Origin of the sequence: Kangiella koreensis DSM 16069 (genome assembly GCF_000024085.1) — a bacterium.
Classification (GTDB): domain Bacteria; phylum Pseudomonadota; class Gammaproteobacteria; order Enterobacterales; family Kangiellaceae; genus Kangiella; species Kangiella koreensis.
This window is the reverse complement of sequence record NC_013166.1, coordinates 2201761-2225658: the sequence shown is the minus strand read 5'-3', so window position 1 is coordinate 2225658 and position 23898 is coordinate 2201761. Positions and strand designations below refer to the sequence as shown.

Below are 23898 nucleotides of genomic sequence, written 5' to 3'. Positions count from 1 at the left end.
TTTGATCTCAGTAGTTAGCTTTGCTAAGGTTACTTGTCTTTGCAAAGACAATGTAAATTTTTATGGCCTTACAACTGATTGCGGTCATTTTTTTCGTTTTTTCACTAAATAGCGCAGCCTTAAGCGCAGAAAGCTCTTCAGTTTGTGAAGGAGTTAACTGTGAACTGAAATTAGAGCCGTCCGAGCAAGACTCTAATGCAGGTTATTTTAGTGTCGAATGGAATAGTTCGAATACCAATCAAATTGATCCTCAGCGAGTCTTAATCGACTCTGCAGACAAATCTCCCTTATATCTTCAGTTATCGACCAATGAGAGTTTCTCTCCGCAGTTGCAACTATTAGATGTGACTCATCAGGATAAGATTCATCTGACGGGTTACGATGATGGGACCTACTTCCTTCGTCTGCTGGATGAACAGCAGAACGTCTTAAGCAATGTAGCCAGTGTTACCGTGACACACCACCCTTTGGCGCGTGTCTGGTTAGTGTTTGGAATTGGCGCTTTAATGTTTGTCATTCTTATTGGTTACATGATTTCTAGAGCTTTTCGATCAAAAGAGACTTCAACAGAAGGCTAAATCATGGACTTTAATCCTATTTCAATAACGATGGCGGCAAGCCTATTGGTGGCTTTCGGTGTGATCTGGATTTTCTTCGGCTGGTGGCTAGGCCGAAAAAATAAAGATTTGGATGACTTTATGCTGGCCGGACGTAATGTGGGTTTTGCTTTTGCCTCAGCAACAGCAATGGCCACCTGGATCACCAGTAATACGACCTTAGTTGCACCGCAGTTAACCTATCAGTTTGGTATCTGGGGCATGGTCGGTTATTCAATGGCCGCACTGGGTTTAATTCTGTTCGCGCCTATGGCGAAACGCATCAAAGAATTGATGCCGCAAGGTTATACCTGCGGTGACTTCATTCGCGTGCGATATGGTAAACCGGCCTGGATCATTTTCTTGGTGGTATCTTTTTGTTATGCGCTAGGTTGGTTAGTCAGTCTGGGCATGGCCGGTGGTGTTTTGCTGTCCACCTTGAGTGGCTTGAGTTATCACCTTGGGATGACTGCTATTTTAATCATCTGTGTCGGCTATACCTTGCTCGGTGGGCTCAGAGCGGTTATCGCAACGGACTATGTGCAGACATTGATTATTATTGTCGGTGTTTTAGTGATTGGTTTTGTCTGTTATCAAACCGTTGGCCTGGAAGAAGTGTATGAGTCGGCCAAACAAGAACATCCGCAGCTTCTCAATTTACTGTTTCCTGCAGCCATCATGTTTTTATTTAACAATATCTTTTTTGGTATTGGTGAGATTTTCCATTCCAACGTCTGGTGGTCGCGGGCTTTAGCATTCCGCGAAGGCATTGGTAAACGCGCTTATTTAATGGCGGGTTTGTTGTGGTTGCCCATTCCAATTGTGACAGGTTTTATTGCATTAGCTGCACCTGCTTTAGGTATTTATCCTGCAGAGGCAGATATGGTCGGTCCAATGGTAGCCGCTAAGTTGTTAGGTTCTATTGGTGCCGTTTTTGTATTTATTGTGGTCTTTTCAGCGCTGGCTTCCAGTCTTGATTCATTGTTGGCAGCAACCAGTGATTTAATCACTAAAGATATTTATAAAGGCTTTATCAATAAGCAGGCGGACAATAAAAAACTCGAGAAAATCAGTCGCAATGCCATTTTACTTTTAGGCTTTGCCACCTGGCTGATCTGCTTACCAAGAGTAGGCACTTTGGGCGAGGTGTTAAACCTGGCGGGTGCTTTTGTAGCGAGTGCTATCTGGCCCATTATTTTAGGGTTGTATCAACAGCGACTGTCGGGAAAATTCGCTGGTAGTGCGATGGCATTAGGTACGATTTGTGGACTGATAGGCTATTTCTCAATAGGCTTCTACGTTGGCGCGCTTATTAGTTGTTGCATTTCATTTATTGTCTGTATGCTAGGACTCTTGCTCGAAGACGAACGTTTCGATTGGAACCGACTGGCGAATATGGAGAAGTAATATGCTGATGTCTTTTGATGCACTTCAATTCTTAATTCTCGCGGCGATGGCAGTGACCTGCTTATCGCCAATCATCCTCATAGTGTTACTCGTTAGAGACTGGTTAAAGGACCAATTATGGTAGACCAAATGAAAGATGAAGATCTGGTATTTTCCAGAGTGAAACCTGATGTATGTGGCGATGCTCATCCAAAGGCATTGCTGAAAACGATCCAGGAAGATGGTGATGCGCTAAAGAAATTAGCCAATCAGCACATTATTACTTGTGATCAATTTGATCGCCAAACGATTCTACAGTTATTCCGTTTGGCCAGTAAGTATGAAAGTAATCCTAAGCGTTACAATAATCCGTTGCAGGGAAAAATATTAATCAGTGCGTTTTATGAACCCAGCACGCGTACTCGCTTGTCATTTGAAAGTGCATGGCATCGTTTAGGTGGCGACATCATGTCGATCACCGATCGCTCAACAACCGGCATAGCAAAAGGCGAATCGCTTTCTGATATTGGCGAAATGTTTAATAACTATGGCGATTGTGTTGTGTTACGTGAATCGAATGAAGACTCAGTTAAAGAAATGACGTCGACCCTGCGCATTCCGATTATCAATGCTGGTAATGGAACGGATGAACATCCGACCCAGGCAATGGCCGATCTCTATACCATTTTCAAATGGCGCCCCGAGTTATTATTAGACAATCCTAAGAAAATACGAATCGGTGTAGTGGGTGTGCCAAGTTATATGCGCACAGTTAGAAGTCTGTTAAAGATCTTTGCGCACTTCCCTGAAATTTTCGAAGAAATTGTCATTATCCATGATCAAGAAGAAGATAAGATTTTCACAGAGGGGCAAAGAGAACAATTAGAGAAAGCGGGCTTAAAGTTGCGTTTAACTAATCGTCTCAATAAAGAACTGCCAGAATTAGATGTAGTTTACATTAATGCAATTGCCTGGGTAGACAATGGTTTTGAATCCCATGGCGAAAAGTTTGTATTAAATGCCCAGTCGCCGTTAAAAGATGATGCCATTATATTACATCCACTGGCACGAGGTGATGAGTTAGCCACTGATTTGGATGGCACTCCACACAACTGGTATTTTTCGCAGGCGCGCGGCGCAGTCTTTTTGCGTATGGCTTTATTGACCTGCATGGTGGAAAGAACCGAAATGGTGATGGATGTTATATAGGTATTAAATAGTCTCTGGCCACAACTTCTGCTACTAAACACAGGGTTGTCCCACCAGAGGAAGCGTTTAAACCTGATTTCAAAAAATTTATAGATAAGATTCCAAGGAGAATTTTTATATGTGCGGTATTGCCGGTGTAATTCATCGTGACAAAGATCGAACTATTGATGCACAAACGCTCGTCAACATGGCGGCCATTCAATATCACCGAGGCCCTGATAACTTCGGTTATTACAATCCCGAAGGTGTTGGCGTTGGTATGAGCCATGCGCGACTGACTATTATCGATCTGGATGAAGAACGCGGGCGCCAGCCATTGGTCAGTGATGACCAACGTTACATGATGGTGCATAACGGTGAGTTCTATGACTTCCAGCGCATTCGTGCCGATATGACCGCACAGGGCGCTCGTTATCAAACTAAGAGTGACTCTGAACTGGTGCTGCAAATGTATCCGCACTATGGCATTGAAAAAACGGTAGAAAACTTGCGTGGTGAGTTTGCTTTTTCAATATATGACCGCGAAGAAGAAACCATGTATCTGGTACGTGACCGTTTCGGTATCAAGCCTTTGTATTGGACTGAAACTGAACACGGCGTAGTGTTTGGTTCTGAACTGAAAGTTCTGTTCGCACATCCTGAAGTAAAGCGTGAAATTGACTCTGAAGGTTTATACCATCAGCTGATTCAGGTGATGATTCCCGGTTCTACCGCTTTCAAAGGTGTTAAACAAGTTCCTCCGGGTCACTGGATCAAAATCCAACGTCGTAATGGCAAGCTGGAAATATCCGAGCATAAATATTGGGACATAGATTTCCCACAAGCTGAAGCTCATTTGAATGTCAAAGATGAGCAGGAATACATTGATGGTGTGCGTGAGAATCTACTTGAAGCAGTTCAACATCGCTTGAATGCAGACGTTCCCGTTGGTGCTTATTTATCCGGTGGTATCGATTCCTGTTCGATTCTTGGTTTGTCTGCCTCGGTGCGTCAGGATCCGGTAAAAGCTTTTACAATTGGCTTTGATGATGCTGATTATGATGAAACACCGATCGCCCGCGAAATGGCGGAGATGACAGGCGCAGAACAAATCATTCTGCCACTGTCAGCTGAACATCTGTATGACCATTTCGAGCGTACTATCTGGCATACGGAACGAACCATCTACAATACGCTGGGTGTGGCCAAATTATTGATGAGTCAGAAGGTTCGTGAACAGGGCTATAAAGTGGTCTTGACCGGCGAGGGCAGTGATGAATTATTTGCTGGCTATCCTGCATTCCGAAATGACATGTTCTTATATGGTTTAGATGACCTGCCGGAAAACCTGCGCAAAGAGATGCAATCAACTCTGGCCGAATCAAACAAGTTATTCAAGGGCGCCATGTTGCCGCGAGAAGCATTCCGCTCAGATGCGATTGACTCGAAAGTTGGCTTCACACCAACCTGTATCCAGAATTGGATGGGCTGTGATGGATATGCGCGTAACTTAATGAATAAAGATCATCAAGCCAATATCAACGACTATGACCCAGGCACAGCAATGGCCGAACAATTTGATGAAAGCCAGCTGGAAGGTCGTCATCCGCTGGATAAGGCGCAATACGTCTGGATTAAAACTATGCTCGAAGGTCAGATTCTAACCTGGGGTGGTGATCGTGTAGATATGGCCAACTCAATGGAAGCGCGCCCACCATTCCTTGATCATCACCTCGCAGCCTACGCAGTCAATATTCCACCACAAATGCGTATCAAAGGTCCTGTCGAGAAATATGTGCTGAAAGAAGCGATGAAAGGTTTGCTGCCTGAAACATTATACAAGCGTCAAAAGTTCGCCTTCATGGCACCGCCTGCGCATACCGACAAGAAAAAATGGAATGCACTTATGGAGCTGATGGAAGAGTTTGCCAGCGAAGAAAAAGTCGCAGAAGCAGGATTGATTGATTACGGTGTATTGCAGGATATGATCAAGAAAAATGATGATCCAACTGTTCCGCGCGAAGATAAAGTACAGATGGACGCCATCCTCAATCACGTACTGGGTGTACAACTATTGCATCATCATTTCATTGAAAATGACGTGCCCAAAATGGCAGCGGCAAAAGCCCATGAACTGGGTTGGGTTGCTTAAAGATTAAAATTAACTGGTTAAACCAAAAACGGCAGCTTATGAGCTGCCGTTTTTTTTTGCTAATCTCAAAAAGTAGGGCACAGAGTGGGCGGTTAGCTTAAGAATAAATAACTAAGGGCAGTGACCATTATCTGGTAATCTTTGCTAAAAGTTTGTGGGTGTCCAATATTATTGTAAATAAAAGAGACTTAAAATTTATGATATATATAAATATAGTCATTTTGCTATTTTTAGTGGTGGCTAACTTGTTTTTTCTATTAGAAGAAAGTGATACTAGAGAAAAAGAGCAGATTAAAAAGAAGAAAATCGTACATATTATATCTGCTGTTGGGCTGGGTCTTTCAGTTTCTGGGGCAAATGTGTTTTCAGGACAAGAGATTTTGGAGAGACCTTCAGAATATTTTTTCTTAATATTTATGTTTGTTTTTCTTGCTTTTCTAGCTTACCTTGCACAGCCTGGATAAAATCTTGGACACCCACATTTATAACTGGTTGAGTGATGAGCTTCTGTTTAAGTAAGCTTTTTTTAATTTAGCTTTTAAACAGAAGCGGTTTTATCAAACACTGGTTAATAGATCAGAACTAATGGGGTCAGTGTAAATAAACCCCAAAATGATGGTAGCGGAAAAGCACATGAATTAGGCCTCGTCGCTTATGCCTAAAGTGGCAACCTAATAAAAAGCTGTCCGCCGCCATGCTTACAATCCAACACTTACCATCCTATTCTTGTATCCCATAGTTGTTTTGTATCACGCCAACATAAAGCTTCGATTGCAATTATTGGGGACTGTTGTAAGGTTTGCTAATAAAATTGATTCATGAAGGAAAGTCTTATGTCGAACGAAGTGATTAAATGTAAAGCTGCTGTGGCCTGGGAAGCGGGTAAGCCGTTGTCTATAGAAGAGGTCGAGGTGCAGCCACCGCAGAAAGGTGAGGTGCGGGTTAAGATTGTGGCGACCGGCGTGTGCCACACCGATGCCTTCACACTGTCGGGCGACGATCCGGAAGGTGTGTTCCCGAGTATTCTGGGTCACGAAGGCGGCGGTATTGTTGAGTCGGTGGGTGAGGGGGTGACCAGCGTTAAGCCGGGTGATCATGTGATTCCGCTGTACACACCTGAATGTGGTGACTGTAAATTCTGTCTGTCCGGTAAAACCAATCTGTGTCAGAAAATCCGCGAAACCCAGGGTAAAGGTCTGATGCCTGATGGCACTACGCGTTTTTCAATAAATGGCAAGCCAATCTATCATTATATGGGCACTTCGACTTTCTCAGAATATACCGTTCTTCCTGAAATATCCTTAGCCAAAGTGAATCCTAAAGCACCACTTGAAGAAGTGTGTTTGTTAGGTTGTGGGGTGACTACCGGCATGGGCGCTGTGATGAATACGGCCAAGGTCGAAGAGGGCGCAACCGTTGCTATTTTTGGACTGGGCGGAATTGGCTTATCCGCTGTGATTGGTGCCGTGATGGCAAAAGCCAGTCGGATCATTGCCATAGACATTAACGAATCAAAATTTGAGCTGGCTAAAAAACTCGGTGCAACGGATTGCGTCAATCCAAAAGATTATGACAAGCCGATTCAGGAAGTGATTGTTGAGATGACGGATGGCGGCGTGGATTATTCATTCGAGTGTATCGGTAATGTGAACGTCATGCGCTCAGCGCTTGAGTGTTGTCATAAAGGCTGGGGCGAGTCGGTGATTATTGGGGTTGCCGGTGCTGGGCAGGAAATCTCAACCCGTCCTTTCCAATTGGTAACGGGGCGTGTTTGGAAAGGTACAGCTTTTGGTGGCGTCAAAGGTCGCTCCGAGCTGCCTGATTATGTGGAGCGCTATCTTGCTGGTGAGTTCAAGCTGGATGACTTTATTACCCATACCATGCCGCTTGAAAAAATTAATGATGCCTTTGATCTGATGCATGAAGGCAAGAGTATTCGTAGCGTGATTCATTATTAAGGAGGCGGTATGAGTATCAATGAAATTTCAGCCAATAAAAGTTTTTCTGGCTGGCATAAGCAGTTTACCCATACTTCTTCGGCGTTGAATTGTGAGATGCGATTTGCGGTTTATTTGCCACCGCAGATGGAGCAGGGCAAAAAGGTGCCAGTTTTATATTGGTTGTCAGGCCTGACTTGCACCGATGAAAACTTTATGCAAAAAGCGGGCGCGCATCGCATGGCCGCAGAGCTGGGCATGATGATTGTCGCACCTGACACCAGTCCGCGGGGTGATGATGTGGCGGATGATGAGGGATACGACTTGGGCAAAGGAGCTGGCTTTTATGTCAACGCCACGCAGGAACCGTGGGCAAAGCACTATCAGATGTATGACTACATTACGCATGAGTTGCCACAGATCATCGAAGGTAATTTTTCCGTAACCGAGCAAAAAGCAATTGCTGGGCACTCGATGGGCGGACATGGCGCACTGATGATTGCGTTGCGTAATCCTCAGATGTTTGTTTCGGCTTCGGCGTTCAGCCCCATCGTCAATCCAATGAACTGTCCCTGGGGCGAAAAAGCCTTTACTGCTTACTTAGGTGATGACAAAGAGGTGTGGAAAGAATACGACACCTGTTACTTGATGGAGAATTATTTGATGGAGCAAACTGATCAAAAAATTCCTATGCTGGTGTCACAGGGCGAAGCCGATCAGTTTTTAGCTGAACAACTCAAACCCGAAGCATTGCAAGCCGTTGCCAGCAAAAAATCATATCCCCTAATCCTTGAATATCATCAAGGTTATGATCATAGCTACTACTTTATTGCCAGCTTCATTGAGCAGCATTTGAAGTTTCATGCAGAGCATTTGGTTTAATGGATAAAGGTGCTCATTCAGAGCACCTTTTTTAATTGTTTACAGTGACTTTCTACGACTGCTTTTCCTATCGGCTGCACTGGCGACTAATGTTGAAAGTTTCTGACTGAACAGCCATAAAAATCCAAGACTAACACACAAAGTCATTACCAGTATTTTTCCTTGAATTAAGGCGATGATACCGGTTAACACAAGGATATATCCTGCAAGGGCAACACTGTTCAACCATGTGTATTGTGCAAGCCAGATTCGTTGAATGATGGTGTATAGCAGGGCAATTAAGGTCAAGATGCCAAGTGTCTGATAGTCACCAGGGTTTGCTGTCGAAGTGATTGTGGTGCCAAATAAAACTGCAATTGAAGCGGTAAGCACAACGGCCTGACTTAACGCAATGACTATTCTATCGGCAATTGAAAAGGGCTGCTGCTTTAAGCGTAACGATTTGATGGTGATGCCTGTAACCATCACCAGCAGTAAGATTAGGGTTAAGAACCAGTAGATTAGTTTCAGCCATAATCCGCCGTAACTGGCGAAGTGCAAGCTGGGTAGGGCGCTATACATATAACCGCCAGCACCTTTATCGGTAAAGTCGGTGATAAAGGTGACGCCACCATTGATGGCATCGAAAGTAACGTGCTGCTGCGTCAGAAAACCATTCATCAGCTCACCTTCAAAAGTGACGCGCATGGCCGGATCGGCATAGTTATGAATTTCTATAACACTGATTTTGTAGCCCTCCCATTGCTGTAGCGCTAACTGATACAGTGAGTCCAGTGACATATAGTCAACAATGCCGCCAACTGGTTGTGGTTGTGTACCCAGGAAGTCGGCAAACAATGCTTTGACATCACCGCCATAGGCAGCAAGCGCGAGCACAAGAAGGATAAGCATGAAAATGCCCAGCAGAGCTCCGGTTATGGACATCAGTGCAGTAAACACTAAACTCCAGTTGCCGAGTAACTTATGCAGGTCAGTGGTAAAAATCTGTCTGCCCTTATGGAGTCTCAATTGATAGAAATTTTTGCCAATGTTTTTGTGTGCCAGAAAACCGGTCGCAATCAGGTAGGTCAATAAAAGCCCCATCAGCCCGACCAGATATTTGCCAAATGAACTGGGCAGTAATAATTTTAAATGCAGATCATAAACCGTTTCACTAAAGCTGGCTTGGCTGGAATCCAATGCTTCCCCCGTTACCGGATCCATAAACAGTAGGTTTTCCTGGCCATCGGTTTTATTGAAGAATAATAGGAAATTTCCGAAGCGCTCTTTGTCGTGAATACTGAAGTCTGAAAAGTTAAAGCCGTGTTCATTTCGAGCGATATCCACCAGCTCCTGCAAACTTTTGCGCTCTATCGTTTCGCTAGAGGGAAGCTCGGTTTCTTTTTGATTGTTTTCGAAACTGGTTTCCGCTAGTTCAAACTTCGGGAATTGCCATTCCATCAATTCAGCGCGAAACAATGACCAGCCGCCGGTAATCACAATGATAAGAAGTAGCGGCATGAACAGAATACCGACCTGACGGTGCACGCGAGTGAAGTTTTGAATATTAAGTGAAAACTTCTGCGGTTTACTGTTTTGGTTTTTATTGTGTTTTGATTGATTAACCATAGAGAAGCCCCAGAGTAATAAGGAGTGATAACACAACCAGTGAAGCTATTTGAGTCACCAAAACGCGTTTCATATTATTTTTCTGCGTTACCCATAAAGCGATGGCCAACCAAATCGGCACGACAAATACCACGGTCAGTAATAATCGATTATGCAATCCCACCGGCAGATACAGCACCATCAGTATACAGATAGCTATCGCAATCAGAAAAGCCAGCAAGCTGGTATTTATGGTTCTTAACATGATGAATATTCCCAATATTTAATAATGGTGTTGTTTATTCGCATTCAGCAATGAGTTTGATTTTTGATTGTGATGACCATAAGAGGATTAAAGTCACGCACACCAGCACAAAGGCTATCAGCGCTAAGGGTAACCACCACATCTCAAATGCAGGATAGTACAAACCCGCCAATAGACTGCCAAGTGGGTATCCCGCGGTATGGCAGACGGCCAGCTTGCCGCTAATTTGTCCCTTTCCCTGGTCACACTGTGCCATGGCTGCTCGAGTGTAGAGTGGGGTCATCAAAGCGATAACTACGGCAACTGGAATCATCATTAGCATCAAGATCAGCACGTCATCAATCAACGATAAAACCAGCGTTGCTCCCAGCATGGTCAACGCTATTCCCGCTAACAGAAAAGGCGACCGCCAGTTTAACCGCTTAACGATTAGCAATTGGCAGAGTAAAGCGCTAGTAGCTACTACAGTTAAAATTAAACTCAAACTTAGCGTCGCCTGTTTGTCATCACCTAACCAATCCAGCAGCAATGGGCCCAGTACGAATTGCAGGTAGCCAACAAACAAAGTGACACAAAAAGCCATCACCAGATAGGGTAAAACTGGAGCCAGTTCTAGCTGGATTGTTTCGGTATGGTTTGTTTTCTGAGTCTGTTTGTTTGAGTGTCTACGACTGTATTGGATAACGAAGAACACCAGCGGAATCGCAACCAGGCTATACAGAGCCAATAACCAATCTAGCTGCGAGAGCACTGCAATCAAGACTAATGGACCTACAAGTCGTCCCATAGAAAGTGAAGCAGACACTAAGCCCAGGTTTTTGAGTGAGCTATCGCCTCGCTCAGCTTTATTAGCCGGGATTTGGATGTCATTAATGGCTAAAGACTGACATAAGGGCATAACACCGCTGGCACTCAAACCATAAAGGATGCGGCTAACTGCTATAGCGATGAACCACAAGGCGGGAGCAAAGGCGAAGGTAAGTCCCAGCCACCAGACTGTTGCCAGGCTGATGATGGATAAACCAAGACCAAAGGCGGAATATCGAATGAGGTAGCCTGCTCCAACCTGGTCTGCCCATTTTCCCCAGAGCGGTGACAACAGCAGGAACAGCAAGGTAGGCATGGATAACAGCAGTGACCATTGAAGTGTGCTGAGCCCGGTGACGCTGATGAAAGTTGGGGTTGCCGCTATCAATGAGCTTTGGAAAAGTCCCATCAAAATAGGCAGCAATAGCCAAACCGGCTTTGTCAGTGGAGTCGTTTTAGAGTCTACAGATGTCATGGTTCTTTAGTTGAAATCAAATTTGAATGGCTTCAAAGAAAGTGGGAATTTATCACAAATAGTAATCATTTGCTATTGATAATGGTTCTCATTCGTTTTATCGTGTGCGCCAGAATAAGAATATCACTGAACAAAACTTAGCTGAAGAAAAGGAAAAATTATGTTTGATTCTGGCGCCAACTGTTTCTTGAACGCCTTAGTCCGAGAATTTGAATCATGGCACCCTGTGAACTTGCCTGCAGATATATCTGCTAAGACCCATTGCCATCAAGGCTACTATTGTAAGCTCGATAGTCAGCAGATCCTATATCTACCATTAATGAAGTATTCCCGATTTGGAAGAAGTTATTTCTATGCTCAGGGATTCATTGTTAATGAGGAGAAGCAAGAAGTCATCGAGCTTTCATTTGATGACATCTTGACTCGCCTGGCCAGTTACCCGGAAGTTTTTGTAGACAGCAAATTGGGTCAGCCTGAGCAGGAAAACTTAGAAAAAATATTGCAGCGAGCCCAAGAGAGCCAGCACAATATCCTGAAGGTGGTGTCCTATCGAGGTAATGACCTCAACAAAATCTATAACGATAGCTTGAGCTTCATCGAAAGTGAGCAGAGCCTGTTGATTGGTCATTCGATCCATCCGTGCCCGAAGTCGCGCAGTGGTTTTAGTGAACTCGATGAAGAAATCTATGTGCCCGAATATGGTAATGGTTTTCAATTATCTTGGTTTGCCGTGAGTCGGGACATCTTGTATGTCTTTGCCGGGAACCCAAAACCGATTGAGAAATACTGTGAGGAATTGATCGGAGATAATTTTGAGTTAACCCTATTACTGAATAATCTTGATAAGAATTATTTGCTGATCCCTTGTCATCCGTGGCAGGCGAAGCAATGGCTCAATAACCCAGAGCTGAAAAGTTACATAGACGATAAATCATTGGTATATCTTGGCGAGAAGGGCAAGCAGTGGCGCGCCACATCTTCCTTACGCAGTTTATACCAGGATGATTCACCATGGATGCTGAAGTTTTCGCTAACAACCCAGCTGACCAATTCGATTCGTCATTTACAGCCCGAAGAAATGATCCGTGGGCAAGTCATCGAAAAAGTCTTATCTACACCGCAGGCGCAACAGATGGAGCAGGAACTGGATACATTCTCAGTGATGCGTGAACCTATCAGTATTGCACTGCAGGCTCCATCTGGAAAAGTGCTGGATAGCACCGCCATTATCTGGCGGCAAAATCCTTTTTATGATCCGTCTGTCTCAGGTGACAATGTCGAAGTGTTGTCCGGTTTGTTGCAGGATTGTGCAGATAGTCCGGACAATCGACTCAGCTTACGGATTAAAAAGGTCGCTGCGTCAAAAGGGCAAGATGCGAGCACTATTGCCGAGCAATTTCTGGAGAAATTTTTACAGCGTACCATTCGTCCCATTATTGTCGCGCAGGCAAAGTACGGCTTACTGTTTGGGGCGCATCAACAAAATATCGTACTGCAGCTTGATGATCATTTGATGCCGATGAAAACTTATTTCAGAGATTGTCAGGGCACTGGGTTTTCGACACTGTCGAAAAAGCTTTATGGTGAAACTTTACTCAATGACACCGCCAGCAGCGCAAACTTATTTGAAGACGATATGGTGATTTATCTATTCGCCTACTATCTGATGGTCAATGCCTGCTTTAATACAATCAGTAGTTTAACCCTTACCGACCTAGTATCAGAAGACAAAGCTCAATCACTCTATCATGACTTTCTGTTGCAACTTGAGCGCGAAAAATTGCCCGACCCTCGTGTGGTTAATTATTTATTGACCAGCACTGACATCTGGTCGAAAGGCAACTTCTTCTGCAACTTGCACGCGATTAATGAAAACACCATGTCTGATCCCTTCATGATTTACCACAAGCTCAACAATCCATTGCTGACTGAGAAAAGGTTGGTTGAGAAAATGCTGTCTGCGGAAAAGATAAATACAAATGCTGCATAGAGGAGCTGAAATGAACACCATGAATAATACTGCGGAGCATATTGAAAAACCATTTAAAAGCTATCTGAATGAATGGCTCTATGAATACACCGATGGCAAAACAGCTAATACTTTTAAGCTAAAAAAATTGACCATCGAAGAGCATCTGGATCTTTTCTATCAATGGCATAATCAGCCTTACGTTTATGAGTTCTGGGAATTGAACCAAACCAAGGATGAGCTAAAACAGTATCTGCAAAAACTGGAAACTGAGCCGCAGGTTGAGCCGGTCATTGGCTATATCAACGATGAGCCTTGCGCCTACTTTGAAATCTATTGGGCCTACTATGATCGAATCGCTCCCTATTGTGACGCGACACTCTATGATCGTGGTTATCATCTTTTAATCGGTAACAAGCGCTATCTGGGCATGAATAACACTATTCTTTGGCTGAATCTGGTCAATGACTTTATTTTTAAAGATGACCCAAGAACACAAAGAATTGTTGGTGAACCTAGAGCCGATAATGTGGGGATCCTAAAATATCTTGAGCATACCCCCTTTGAAAAAATCAAAGAGTTTGACTTCCCTCATAAGCGAGCCGCCTTGTTAGTGTGTGAGCGTGGGCAATTTTATAAGGAGGTTAATTTATGATTCTGTTTGGCTTAGATAATAAGGACGAACATGCTCTATGGAAAATGACCAATGGCCAATTAATGGCTCGCGCGCTTTCAGAGTTAATCTACGAGCAGGAACTGCAAGCTTGTGCTGTTGAAGAGGGGAGTTATCGAGCTACATTAGGTGACATTGTTTATGATTTTCAAGCCAAGCTTACAGTGTGGGATTCGTTGGTCATTGATTATCAAAGTATCACCCGAAATGGAGTTTATACTTTTGATGCGTTACAACTGTGCCTGGACTTAAAGCATGCTTTGCAGGTTGACGATATTGTTGCTGCCAACTGGTTGGAAGATGTGCAGAATACCTTGAGTAATGAATATGAGCGACTGATTAAGCTACAAAACTATAGTGCAAAAGAATTGTTGCAGCTGGACGAGATTAAGTTACAGGGCTTGCTTGATGCGCATCCTAAAATCATTGCTAACAGAGGTCGCCTGGGCTGGGGGATTGACGATAATCGCCAATATGCACCAGAGTCACTTCAATCATTCCAGCTAGAATATCTGGCGGTCCATAGCAGTGTGTTGGTTACAGGTTATGGCAATGGAATAAACCATCGTGAACTACTGCTTTCTATGATGAGTGAGCAGGATTATCAGACACTGCTCGAGCATCTGAAAATCAAACTCGGCACAGATCAGAAGTCAGATGATTATCAATTAGTCCCCTGTCATCCATGGCAGTATCACCACAAAATCCAACCTCAATTTCAGTGGGCGATTCAACAGAAATTGTTAGTCAACCTTGGGCCGGTCGGTGATCATTTTCAGCCGCAGCAATCGATCAGAACCCTGTCCAATATCAGTCGCCCACAAATGTTCGATGTTAAATTGGCCATCACCATACTGAATACCTCCTGCTATCGTGGTGTTCCGGAGCGGTTTATTGCTGCCGGTCATCATATCTCACAATGGTTAACGGATATCACTGCAAGCGATCCATTGTTCAGTGATAGACGGTTCCGCATTCAACAGGAAAGTGCTGGGTGTTTTGTCAGACATCACTATCAACAGCAAATTGAACAAGCGCCGTATCGCTATCATGAAATGCTCGGCTGTATCTGGCGCGAATCTTCTGTCAGCAAAAAAGAGTCATCGACAGAACAGCACTTTTTATTATCAGCATTGCTGCAAAAGGATTGTGAAGGAAATTCGTTGATTCGAGAAATGATTCAGGCAAGTGGCTTAAGCACAGCAGAGTGGTTGCAGCGATTGTTTGAAGTCATGTCGGTACCTCTTTATCACCTGATGGTGAAGTATGGCGTGGGCGTTATTGCTCATGGTCAGAATGTGGTTGTCTATTTAAAGAACTGGATTCCGCAGGCCATAGCGATTAAAGATTTTCACGGTGATCTCAGATTGTTGGAGCAGAATATTCCTGAGCAATCGGCTCTTGCAGAGGACGTAAAATCATTACTGACTCACTTGCCAAAAGAGCACCTTGTTCACGATTTGTTAACCGGACACTTTATTAGCGTCTATCGTTTCTTATCGCCGATAGTTGAGCAACAACTTGATTTTTCTGAACAGGATTTTTATAGGTTATTGGCGCAGGTTATTGCTGATTACCAGGCTTTATATCCTCAATACGCAGAACGATTTGAGTGGTTTAATCTGCTTCGACCAACCATCGAACGCATTTGCTTAAACTCTGTGCGATTCAAGATTGGTTATCAGGACAATGCCGAGCGACCACTTCCGGCGTTAGCTAAAGATCTTAACAACCCGCTGCATGAAGCATTACTCAAATCTGCAGCTCAGAATTTTCAGCCCTTACAACCCACTGCGAGTGCCAATACTCATACTAATCATAGCGCTCAACATCAACAATAAAGCTAAAGCATTACAGGAATACCACCATGAATACACAGACTCACAAGCAGACAGATAACAAGATGAAAAGAAAAGACTTAGTTGGAATTGGCATTGGCCCCTTTAATTTATCCATTGCCGCTTTATGCCATGACATCCCTGAACTGGATGTTGCATTTTTCGATCAAAAGAAGGATTTCTGTTGGCATCCGGGAATGATGTTGCCTAATACCTATTTACAAACATCCTTCTTGAAAGATCTGGTCACTGCAGTTAATCCGCAAAGTCCATTTAGCTTCCTCTCTTATTTAGTCAGCAAAAAGCGTTTTTATGCTTTCTTAAATAACGAGCGGCCTGCTATCAGCCGTCATGAATACAATGACTATCTGCAGTGGGTTAGTCGGCAGATTGAGTATCTACATTTTAATCAAGGGATCGAGTCTGTTGATTTTAAAGACGACCATTTTGAGGTGGCCTTAGCCGATAGTGGAGAAGTGGTGGCAGCCAATAATCTGTGCCTTGGTACTGGTAAGCGGCCACACATTCCCCAAGCTGTTAATCATTTGCATGACCAGTACAGCTGCTTCCATGCCATCAACATGGCAAATCTACCGCGTGATTTCAGTGGTAAGCGGGTGACAGTGATTGGCGGTGGCCAAAGTGGGGCAGAGATATTCCTGCATTTGCTACAGGGACAGGACGGGATGCCCGCTGAAATCAACTGGATATCACGTCGCAGTAATTTCCTGCCGATGGATGAAACCTGTTTTACCAATGAATGGTTTTCGCCAAACTATATTGATAGTTTCTTCCCATTACCGTCCACGACTAAGCACGATATTGTTGGCGAGCAAAAACTGGCTTCTGATGGGATTTCGGGAACTACGTTACAGGCTATTTATGAAACGCTTTACGAAAAACAGGTTGCTGGTGAGAATCAACACTATCGTTTGTGTCCGAATCGTGACTTGATTGCTGCGCAGAAGGACAAGGGTTATCGGCTTGAGGCTCATAACAAATTTGATGGTAGCCACGAAGAATTTCGTAGTGATGTGATTATATTGGCCACCGGCTTCGAGAATGTCATTCCTTCTTATCTTGAGTCTATGAAGGACCGCTTACAGATCACTCAGGATCAGCAGTTTATTTTAAATCGGGATTATTCTATCGAGTGGGATGGACCGAGTCAGAATAAAATCTATGCTGTTAATGCTGGGCGTTATTCGCATGGCATATCAGAACCACAGATGAGCCTGATGTGTTGGCGTTCAGCAACCATTGTTAACGATCTGCTGGGACGTGACATTTTTGATCTGAACGATAACTGCTCGTTTGTAGAGTGGGGCGATTCACGACCAGTTAGCGCACTGGAGAAAAGGTTAACGGCTTAACTCCTTATTTCACATAGCGTTTCACTCTTCATAATAAAAGGTACCAGTTGGTGCCTTTTGTTGTTTCCAGGGTACTCCACGGTATCACTCTAAATATTAACGCTAATGCGAATCACTATCATTTACATGAGGCAGGTATGTCTGTAAAATGCGCGCCACATTCATAATAAAGTGATACAGGGTAACAACATGAAAGTGATAAAAGGCTTTGCATTGGCGGCAGTGGCAATCAGTGTATCGACAGGTTTGCAGGCTAATGAGACAACTTCAGCTGATGAAGTCATGGTGGTAGTCGGTTCGCGTACACCAACCAGCATCAGCGAGATCCCAAGTTCGGTATGGGTTATCGATCGTTCCAGCATTGAGCAGCAACTGGAAACCGGTGTTGATCTTAAAACCATGCTGGGCAAATTAGTTCCAGGTCTTGATCTGGCGCCACAAGGGCGTACTAACTATGGGCAGAATTTGCGTGGTCGTGGCGTGCAGGTGCTTATTAACGGTGTCTCTCTGAACAATTCACGAGGGCTGTCGCGTCAGTTTGATTCTATTGACCCGTTTAACGTTGAGCGTATCGAAGTGATCTCTGGTGCCAGCAGCTTATACGGTGGTGGTGCGACTGGCGGTATCATCAATATTGTTACCCGACAAGGTTCAAGCAATGGTCTTGAAATGACCACTCAAGTGGGTTTTACCACTGGCTTTAACGATAGTAATGACATGACGCATCGCATTAAGCAATCGGTTAGCGGTGGCAGTCAGGATGTGCAGGGTTATCTGGGTGTTGCATATGAAGATAACGGTCGCTTCTATGATGGCAAAGGTGTTGAGGTATTCCCGGATATTACGCAAACCGATTTACAGGATAACCGTACCATTGATGTGCTTGGTAGTCTGAACTTTACATTGGATGAACAGCAGTCATTGGATTTAGATGCACAGGTTTATCGCTCACAGTTCGACGGTGATCGCGGTGTCTTCTTTCCTAATATTGATGCAGCACCAGTGGGCAGTCTGGATGGTGCACGGATTCGTGATGGTTTTGACTCAGATCGTGCACCGGCAACTGACCGTGAAATGTTTAATGCTCAGTATCATCATGCCGATTTATTGAGCCAGAATTTTTATCTGCAGGCATTTTATCGTAACGAGGAATCGAGCTTCAGCGCTTTCCCTTACCCTCGACTGATGCCAGCAGAAATGCGCTATGCTATTGAGTTTGGTGCATCCAAACAGAACACACAGCTATCAGGTTTTAAAGCTTTGTTTGATGCCGAAGTTAGCGACAGCTTGCGTATGACTTATGGTGTGGATTTTGATGCCGAAGAGTTTGATGCTAACCAGATGTTCTTTGATTTGCCGACTACAGACGCTTCAGGTGGCCTAGTGCAAAATCAGTCACGTATTGAACCACGTTATCCAAGCTACGAAGTGGATGGTCTATCAGGCTTTGTGCAGACAGACTGGAGTCTTAATGAGCACTGGAAACTGGCAGCAGGTTTACGCCAGCAACGAATGGACGTCACGGTAAAAGATTTTAATAAATACAGCTATGACGCAATGGGTCAACGGGTGAGTGTTTTAATCCCGGGCGGTAGCAATGACTATGATGCCAGCCTGTTCAATGCCAGTGTTATGTATCGTCTGGATGAACACCAAACCTGGTTCCGTTTCAGCCAGGGCTTCGAGCTTCCTGATCCGGCGAAATACTACGGTAAAAGCCCGGATGTTAACGTCAACGATAATCCGTTAACAGCGGTTGAAACGGATCAGTTTGAACTGGGCTGGCGTTTGCTGGGCGATAACTGGCAGGCGCAGACCTCACTGTATTATTCATGGTCAGATAAAGCCGTGACCAATGATGCAAACCTCAATGTGATTGTGGTAGATAACAAAACTCGTGATTACGGTTTTGAGGGAGCTATTACTCGTTACTTTGATGATGGTTTTGAGACTGGTGCAACCTTGAACTGGGTTCGTTCAGAGCAGGAAGATGCGAGTGGTGATTGGATGAAGCGAGATGTTCGATATGCTTCAGTACCTTCTGCTACGGCGTATTTCGGATGGAGCAACGTCGATTACACCGCTCGGCTGCAGGCTAATCATGCATTTAACATGGAAGATGATACGGGTCGTGAACTAGTCGGTTATACAACTTTTGACGTTAGCCTTAACACTGAAACCCAATACGGTAAATTCAGTCTGGGGATTACCAATCTGTTGGATAAAGAATACACCACTGTATGGGGGCAACGTGCTACGGCATTTTATTCGCCGGCTTATGGCCCTGAGTATTTATTTAACTTCCAGGGACGCGGTAGAACCTATACTCTGAACTGGACGGTTAGCTACTAATAAACCTAGTCTTTATATGTTATGAAAACGCTTAATCATTTTGGTTAGGCGTTTTTTATGTCTGGAAATGAGAGACATAGAAATCAGGCAAAAAAAGAGGTGCCAATTGGCACCTCAAGTTTTTTGAAGAATGTTTTTTAATTTAACATCTATGCGCCTTCTTCAATAGGCTTTCCAACTGGCTTACGACCTTCAGCTGGCTCACGCAAGCCTTTAATCACCTGCCAGGTAACTGCTAGAGCACCGACGATGAAGACGACGTCACCAATGGTTCTGACCCAACGTAAGGTATAAAGGATGTCACTTTGCATAACGGCTTCGCTACGCGCATACCAGAAACCTTCGCTGACGCTGGCGTAGAACTGAATCAGGCCAACAGGTAGCAAGCTGGTTAGCAACATCATCATCAAACCAATATTTAACCACCAGAAACCTGTTTTCATTAGCCTTTCGTCGAACACCATGTGTGGACGGATGTAGCGCAGGATAAGCAGAGCAAAGCCTAGTGCCAGGAATCCGTAAACTCCGAACAGTGCCGCGTGGGCGTGAGTTGGTGTCATGTTCAAACCCTGTACATAATAGAGCGATACAGGTGGGTTGATCATGAAGCCGAGTACGCCTGCGCCAAACATGTTCCAGAAGGCAACCGCGACAAAGCACATTAGTGGCCAACGGATGTTGTCCATCCAGGCTGCACGAGTTTTCAAGCGATAGTTTTCCCATGCTTCATAACCCAGCACAATCAATGGTACAACTTCCAGCGCAGAGAAGGTTGCGCCCACTGCCATCACAGGTGTTGTGGTACCTGAGAAGTACAAGTGGTGGAACGTACCTGGAACACCGCCGAGCAAGAACAATGAAGCTGAAGCAATACTTGCAGCGGTTGCTGTTGAGCGATTGACCAAGCCCATGCTGTGGAAAATAAAGGCTAGCGACACTGTAGCGAATACTTCGAAGAAGCCTTCAACCCACAAGTGAACGATCCACCAGCGCCAGAATTCCATCACAGAGATGTGAGTTCTTTCACCGTAGAAGAAGCCTGCACCGTAGAATAAACCGATGGCAACCACTGAAGCAGTTAATAGCACCAGTAAGTTTTTATCGCCGGGTTTTTTCAATGCTGGAGTGATACCACGCATCATTAAGAACAGCCAGAAGACGATGCCAAGGAATTTACCCCACTGCCACAGGCGACCCAGGTCGACATACTCGTAACCTTGGTGGCCTAACCAGAAGCTTAAGTTCTCAGGCATGATTTGTGCGATAGCTAAGTAGTTACCAATGAAGGTACCTGCGACTACTGCAACCAACGCCCAGAACAGAATGTTGACGCCAAGTTTCTGGTGTTTTGGATCTTTGCCGCCATTAATAATCGGCACCAGGAATAAACCTGCGGCCAGGAAGCCAGTAGCAATCCAGAACATGGCTGCTTGAATATGCCAGGTACGTGACAATGAGTAAGGAATCCACTTAGAAATTTCGAAACCATAGAAACCTTGACCTTCAACCGTGTAGTGCGCGGTGAGACCACCGACTAACACCTGGAAGGTAAATAGCGCAACGACCACGAACAAGTATTTACCCAATGCTTTCTGCGAAGGAGTTAGCTTGAAAGTGGTGATTGGATCTTGCTCTGGAGCAGGCGGATCTTCTTCATCGTGTTTACGCATGAAGGCCCAACCCCAAACCAGACCACCGATCCCTGCGATTAACAGGATGACACTGATGATCGACCAAACAATATTTTCAGACGTTGGTACGTTATCAATCAATGGTTCATGTGGCCAGTTGTTGGTGTAGGTTGCTTCACTACCGGGACGGTTAGTAGAGGCTGCCCATGCAGTCCAGAAGAAGAACTGGTTCATGACTTCGCGACGCTCTGCTTTTGGCAAAGTATTTTCTTTCATCGCATAGTTGTCACGACGCTGACGATACTCTGGAGCATCACTAAACAGTTTGTGATAGTAAGCGTTAACCTCTGCCATTGCCTTGGCACGACGCTCAGATACTACTGCGGTGTCAGTGGCGAGATCATATGTGTTAGTACGGTAATCTTGTTTCAAGCGATACTGCAATGTTTGTTGCTTTTCGCCATCAAGATCAGCGTAGCTCACGCCGAACTCTTCTTGCGCAGCCAATTCAAGCCAGGCTTCCAACTCGCGGTGTAGCCAGTCAGCTGTCCAGTCAGGCGCCTGATAAGCACCGTGGCCCCAAATCGAACCTAACTGCATACCGCCAATAGATTGCCAGGCAGTTTGACCATCAAGAATCGATTCGTTGGTCATTAAAACACGACCATCGGTCGTTACAATGTTCTCTGGGATAGGGGGTGCTTCGCGATACACTTCACGGCCAAAATAACCGAGAATAGTGAAAGTTACCGCTAATACGCCTATCAGGGTAAACCAGAGTTTGCGATATTTACCCATAGTTAGTGTCCTCCAAGGTAGTTATCAATGCGTTCAAATAAAATATTGTTTTCTAGGTGAATATGGTTCATCAGATCTTCCTTGAAGGCGGCCAGCCCAGTGTAAAGTGCTTGCCAGGTATTGCAGGCTTCCGCCGGTAGCTGGAAGTTATGTGCAAGTTGTTCCAGACGAGCTAACGACTCGCCATGATCATCATGTTCCATGCGCATCACAGCGACGGGGCTTTTCGCCAAACCGCCCATGCCACGCTGAATCATGGGAAATAAAATCTGTTCTTCTTTCTGCATGTGCGCTTCCATTTCCTGCTCAACATCACTTAAGAAACTGGCAAGTCCGGTAGGGCATTCAGGATGGCGGCCATGAACCGTTTCAACTCGCTGCGCCAAACGAATCAGCTCAGGCAACTGTTCACGATGCACCTCATGATAGCGTTCAAGAATATGGTTGATGAGTTCATCATTCGGTACAAACTTCTCGCTAAAGTCTGCCGACTCAGCGGGTATCAATTGATTGAGCTGTTCCAGAACTTCTTCAACATCCAGTTTTTTTTCGTGGATACTGTTGGCAAGTGCTTGGTGACCTTTACAGCAGAAGTTCATACCATGTTTAAAGAACACGGCACTGGCGCCGGGAAGATCACGGGCAATTTCGCCGAGCGACTTATCCAATAGATTTATATCAAATGCTGTCATGGCATTGACCTCGTTTGCTTTGAGTAACCACTGAAGAGGCATGAGTGATTTTTGTAGCTTTAACCGCAGATGCTTTTTCCAGTGATGTTTGTTTTGTTAAAGACCGGTGTTTCATAAACGGTTGCTTAGACGTTTTTTGTGTAGTCATTAGGAATACCGCCAGCGCAAAATATGCCGCTGACCAAGAAAGGGCCGAGAGCCACAACAAGTTAGGTCCTGTCAGACCAGGAGAGGAGTCAAACATGGCTCCGGCCAAAACTCTAAATAGGGTTGCTAAACACAGAAGCCCCAAAATATTGACGATCATGATTTTGGGTTGAGGAAGGTGTTTAAATTGATGCAAGTTTGATTTCATCATGACTGAGGCTGAAAGGGTGCCAAGAGCGCCAACAGTGATGAAGTGCAATAACACATAGGTCGCCAGATCAAAGAAGATGGCAAAACCCAATGCAAAAGTTCCAATCGCTAACCAGCTGTAACCAATGCCAAGACCGATCAGGTCGGCACGGTCGCCGCAACGCCAGATTTTCCAGCGAACAAGGCGGATTGCAATAACGATTGCAACGATAATAGATAATACTCCTGCTACCTGCGAAGCACCTGGGATCAGGGCAGATATGGCACTTGCAGGCAGTAGCAGAAGTATTAAAGCTTCAAGACGTGGTTGCACACGAGCTTGTTGAGTGATGCCACGTTTCTGCATTTCACCGGCAACCGCTGGAGCAATTATCCGCCCTCCGATGAAAGCCATTAACATGACCAATAATAGAATCATAGATTGTGATAGTTGCCTTGGTGCGATTGGCCAACCCATTTCGCGTAGCAACAACCATGCTAAAGGCACACTACAAATAGCCAACAACAAAGGGCTAATCATGCGGTTTCGCCATTTTTTTGCTGCGAAAAAGCGTGGCACGATTTTCCAGGCCAGCGCCAATGCAAATAGAGGGCTCGACCATTGACCGATAGCTCCTGCTGGATCGAGCCAGTAGCCAATGCGGGCAAAAAGCCATAAACCAAATAAAATCCACAACCAGTGTGCTTCGATTTGTCCTAGCGTATAACCAGCAATTAATGCCAAGGCAAAACCAAACAACATCTCATGGGCATGGCCTAATCCAACAAAAGCCACCAACCATTCCGAGCTAAACTGATAGGCAAGCACCGTTAAAACCGCGGTAATCGCTGCATGTATGCAGGCCGCGGGAAAGAATAGATTCTGTGCGCTAACTTTGTTCACTGATTTGCCCTGATCGTGAATTGTCTTAAAGATGTATTTCAAGTGCATATTAAGATC

General features: G+C 44.8%; 18 protein-coding genes. 12 read left to right on the top strand and 6 right to left on the bottom strand.

Annotated elements, in window-relative coordinates:
- The first annotated feature begins 62 nt into the window (after positions 1-62).
- From KKOR_RS10325 to fghA, 7 genes are all read left to right on the top strand, one after another.
- The gene (locus KKOR_RS10325) at positions 63-578 is read left to right on the top strand and encodes a hypothetical protein (protein ID WP_015781069.1); all 516 of its coding nucleotides are present in this window, start codon (positions 63-65) and stop codon (positions 576-578) included.
- Between the two features lie 3 nt (positions 579-581).
- Positions 582-2003, top strand: a complete 1422-nt coding sequence (locus KKOR_RS10320) for a sodium:solute symporter family protein (RefSeq protein ID WP_015781068.1) — start codon at positions 582-584, stop codon at positions 2001-2003.
- Positions 2004-2120: 117 nt separating this feature from the next.
- Entirely contained in the window at positions 2121-3191 is a 1071-nt protein-coding gene (locus KKOR_RS10315; protein WP_015781066.1) for an aspartate/ornithine carbamoyltransferase family protein, read from the top strand.
- A 118-nt stretch (positions 3192-3309) separates the two neighbouring features.
- Positions 3310-5322, top strand: coding sequence for an asparagine synthase (glutamine-hydrolyzing) (asnB, locus tag KKOR_RS10310; protein WP_015781065.1), 2013 nt, complete (start codon positions 3310-3312; stop codon positions 5320-5322).
- A 158-nt stretch (positions 5323-5480) separates the two neighbouring features.
- Positions 5481-5786, top strand: a complete 306-nt coding sequence (locus tag KKOR_RS10305; protein WP_143715063.1) for a hypothetical protein — start codon at positions 5481-5483, stop codon at positions 5784-5786.
- A gap of 369 nt (positions 5787-6155) precedes the next feature.
- Positions 6156-7280 (top strand): S-(hydroxymethyl)glutathione dehydrogenase/class III alcohol dehydrogenase, encoded by a 1125-nt coding sequence (locus tag KKOR_RS10300; protein WP_015781063.1) that lies wholly within the window; start codon positions 6156-6158, stop codon positions 7278-7280.
- Between the two features lie 9 nt (positions 7281-7289).
- Positions 7290-8141 carry an S-formylglutathione hydrolase gene (gene fghA, locus KKOR_RS10295; RefSeq protein ID WP_015781062.1) on the top strand — a complete coding sequence of 284 codons (852 nt, stop codon included), beginning with the start codon at positions 7290-7292 and terminating at the stop codon, positions 8139-8141.
- Between the two features lie 39 nt (positions 8142-8180).
- Here fghA and KKOR_RS10290 read toward each other — a convergent pair whose 3' ends face one another.
- From KKOR_RS10290 to KKOR_RS10280, 3 genes are read right to left on the bottom strand one after another with little or no spacing between them, the layout of a single operon-like run.
- A complete protein-coding gene (locus tag KKOR_RS10290) occupies positions 8181-9749 on the bottom strand; it encodes a PepSY-associated TM helix domain-containing protein (RefSeq protein ID WP_015781061.1) in 1569 nt (522 codons plus the stop codon).
- The gene (locus tag KKOR_RS10285) at positions 9742-9993 is read right to left on the bottom strand and encodes a hypothetical protein (protein ID WP_015781060.1); all 252 of its coding nucleotides are present in this window, start codon (positions 9991-9993) and stop codon (positions 9742-9744) included. The genes KKOR_RS10290 and KKOR_RS10285 overlap by 8 nt, the downstream gene beginning before the upstream one ends.
- 34 nt (positions 9994-10027) lie before the next feature.
- Positions 10028-11275: an MFS transporter gene (locus KKOR_RS10280; protein WP_015781059.1), complete on the bottom strand. Its 1248-nt coding sequence runs from the start codon at positions 11273-11275 to the stop codon at positions 10028-10030.
- A 160-nt stretch (positions 11276-11435) separates the two neighbouring features.
- Between KKOR_RS10280 and KKOR_RS10275 the strand changes: the two genes are divergently transcribed.
- From KKOR_RS10275 to KKOR_RS10255, 5 genes are all read left to right on the top strand, one after another.
- Complete coding sequence (locus tag KKOR_RS10275; RefSeq protein ID WP_015781058.1) at positions 11436-13265, top strand: IucA/IucC family protein; 1830 nt, start codon at positions 11436-11438, stop codon at positions 13263-13265.
- A 10-nt stretch (positions 13266-13275) separates the two neighbouring features.
- Entirely contained in the window at positions 13276-13899 is a 624-nt protein-coding gene (locus KKOR_RS10270; protein WP_015781057.1) for a GNAT family N-acetyltransferase, read from the top strand.
- Complete coding sequence (locus tag KKOR_RS10265) at positions 13896-15758, top strand: IucA/IucC family protein (protein ID WP_015781056.1); 1863 nt, start codon at positions 13896-13898, stop codon at positions 15756-15758. Before KKOR_RS10270 ends, KKOR_RS10265 begins: the two co-directional genes overlap by 4 nt.
- 26 nt (positions 15759-15784) lie before the next feature.
- Positions 15785-17128: a lysine N(6)-hydroxylase/L-ornithine N(5)-oxygenase family protein gene (locus tag KKOR_RS10260; protein ID WP_015781055.1), complete on the top strand. Its 1344-nt coding sequence runs from the start codon at positions 15785-15787 to the stop codon at positions 17126-17128.
- 189 nt (positions 17129-17317) lie between these two features.
- Complete coding sequence (locus KKOR_RS10255; protein WP_015781054.1) at positions 17318-19480, top strand: TonB-dependent receptor; 2163 nt, start codon at positions 17318-17320, stop codon at positions 19478-19480.
- 149 nt (positions 19481-19629) lie between these two features.
- Here the strand turns inward: KKOR_RS10255 and KKOR_RS10250 are convergent, their stop codons facing one another.
- The 3 genes from KKOR_RS10250 to KKOR_RS10240 are packed head-to-tail and all read right to left on the bottom strand — an operon-like array spanning position 19630 to position 23841.
- Positions 19630-21909 carry a nitric-oxide reductase large subunit gene (locus tag KKOR_RS10250; RefSeq protein WP_015781053.1) on the bottom strand — a complete coding sequence of 760 codons (2280 nt, stop codon included), beginning with the start codon at positions 21907-21909 and terminating at the stop codon, positions 19630-19632.
- A 2-nt stretch (positions 21910-21911) separates the two neighbouring features.
- Positions 21912-22601: an iron-sulfur cluster repair protein YtfE gene (gene ytfE / locus KKOR_RS10245; RefSeq protein ID WP_015781052.1), complete on the bottom strand. Its 690-nt coding sequence runs from the start codon at positions 22599-22601 to the stop codon at positions 21912-21914.
- Entirely contained in the window at positions 22588-23841 is a 1254-nt protein-coding gene (locus KKOR_RS10240; RefSeq protein ID WP_041296225.1) for an NnrS family protein, read from the bottom strand. The genes ytfE and KKOR_RS10240 overlap by 14 nt, the downstream gene beginning before the upstream one ends.
- Positions 23842-23898: the final 57 nt, after the last annotated feature.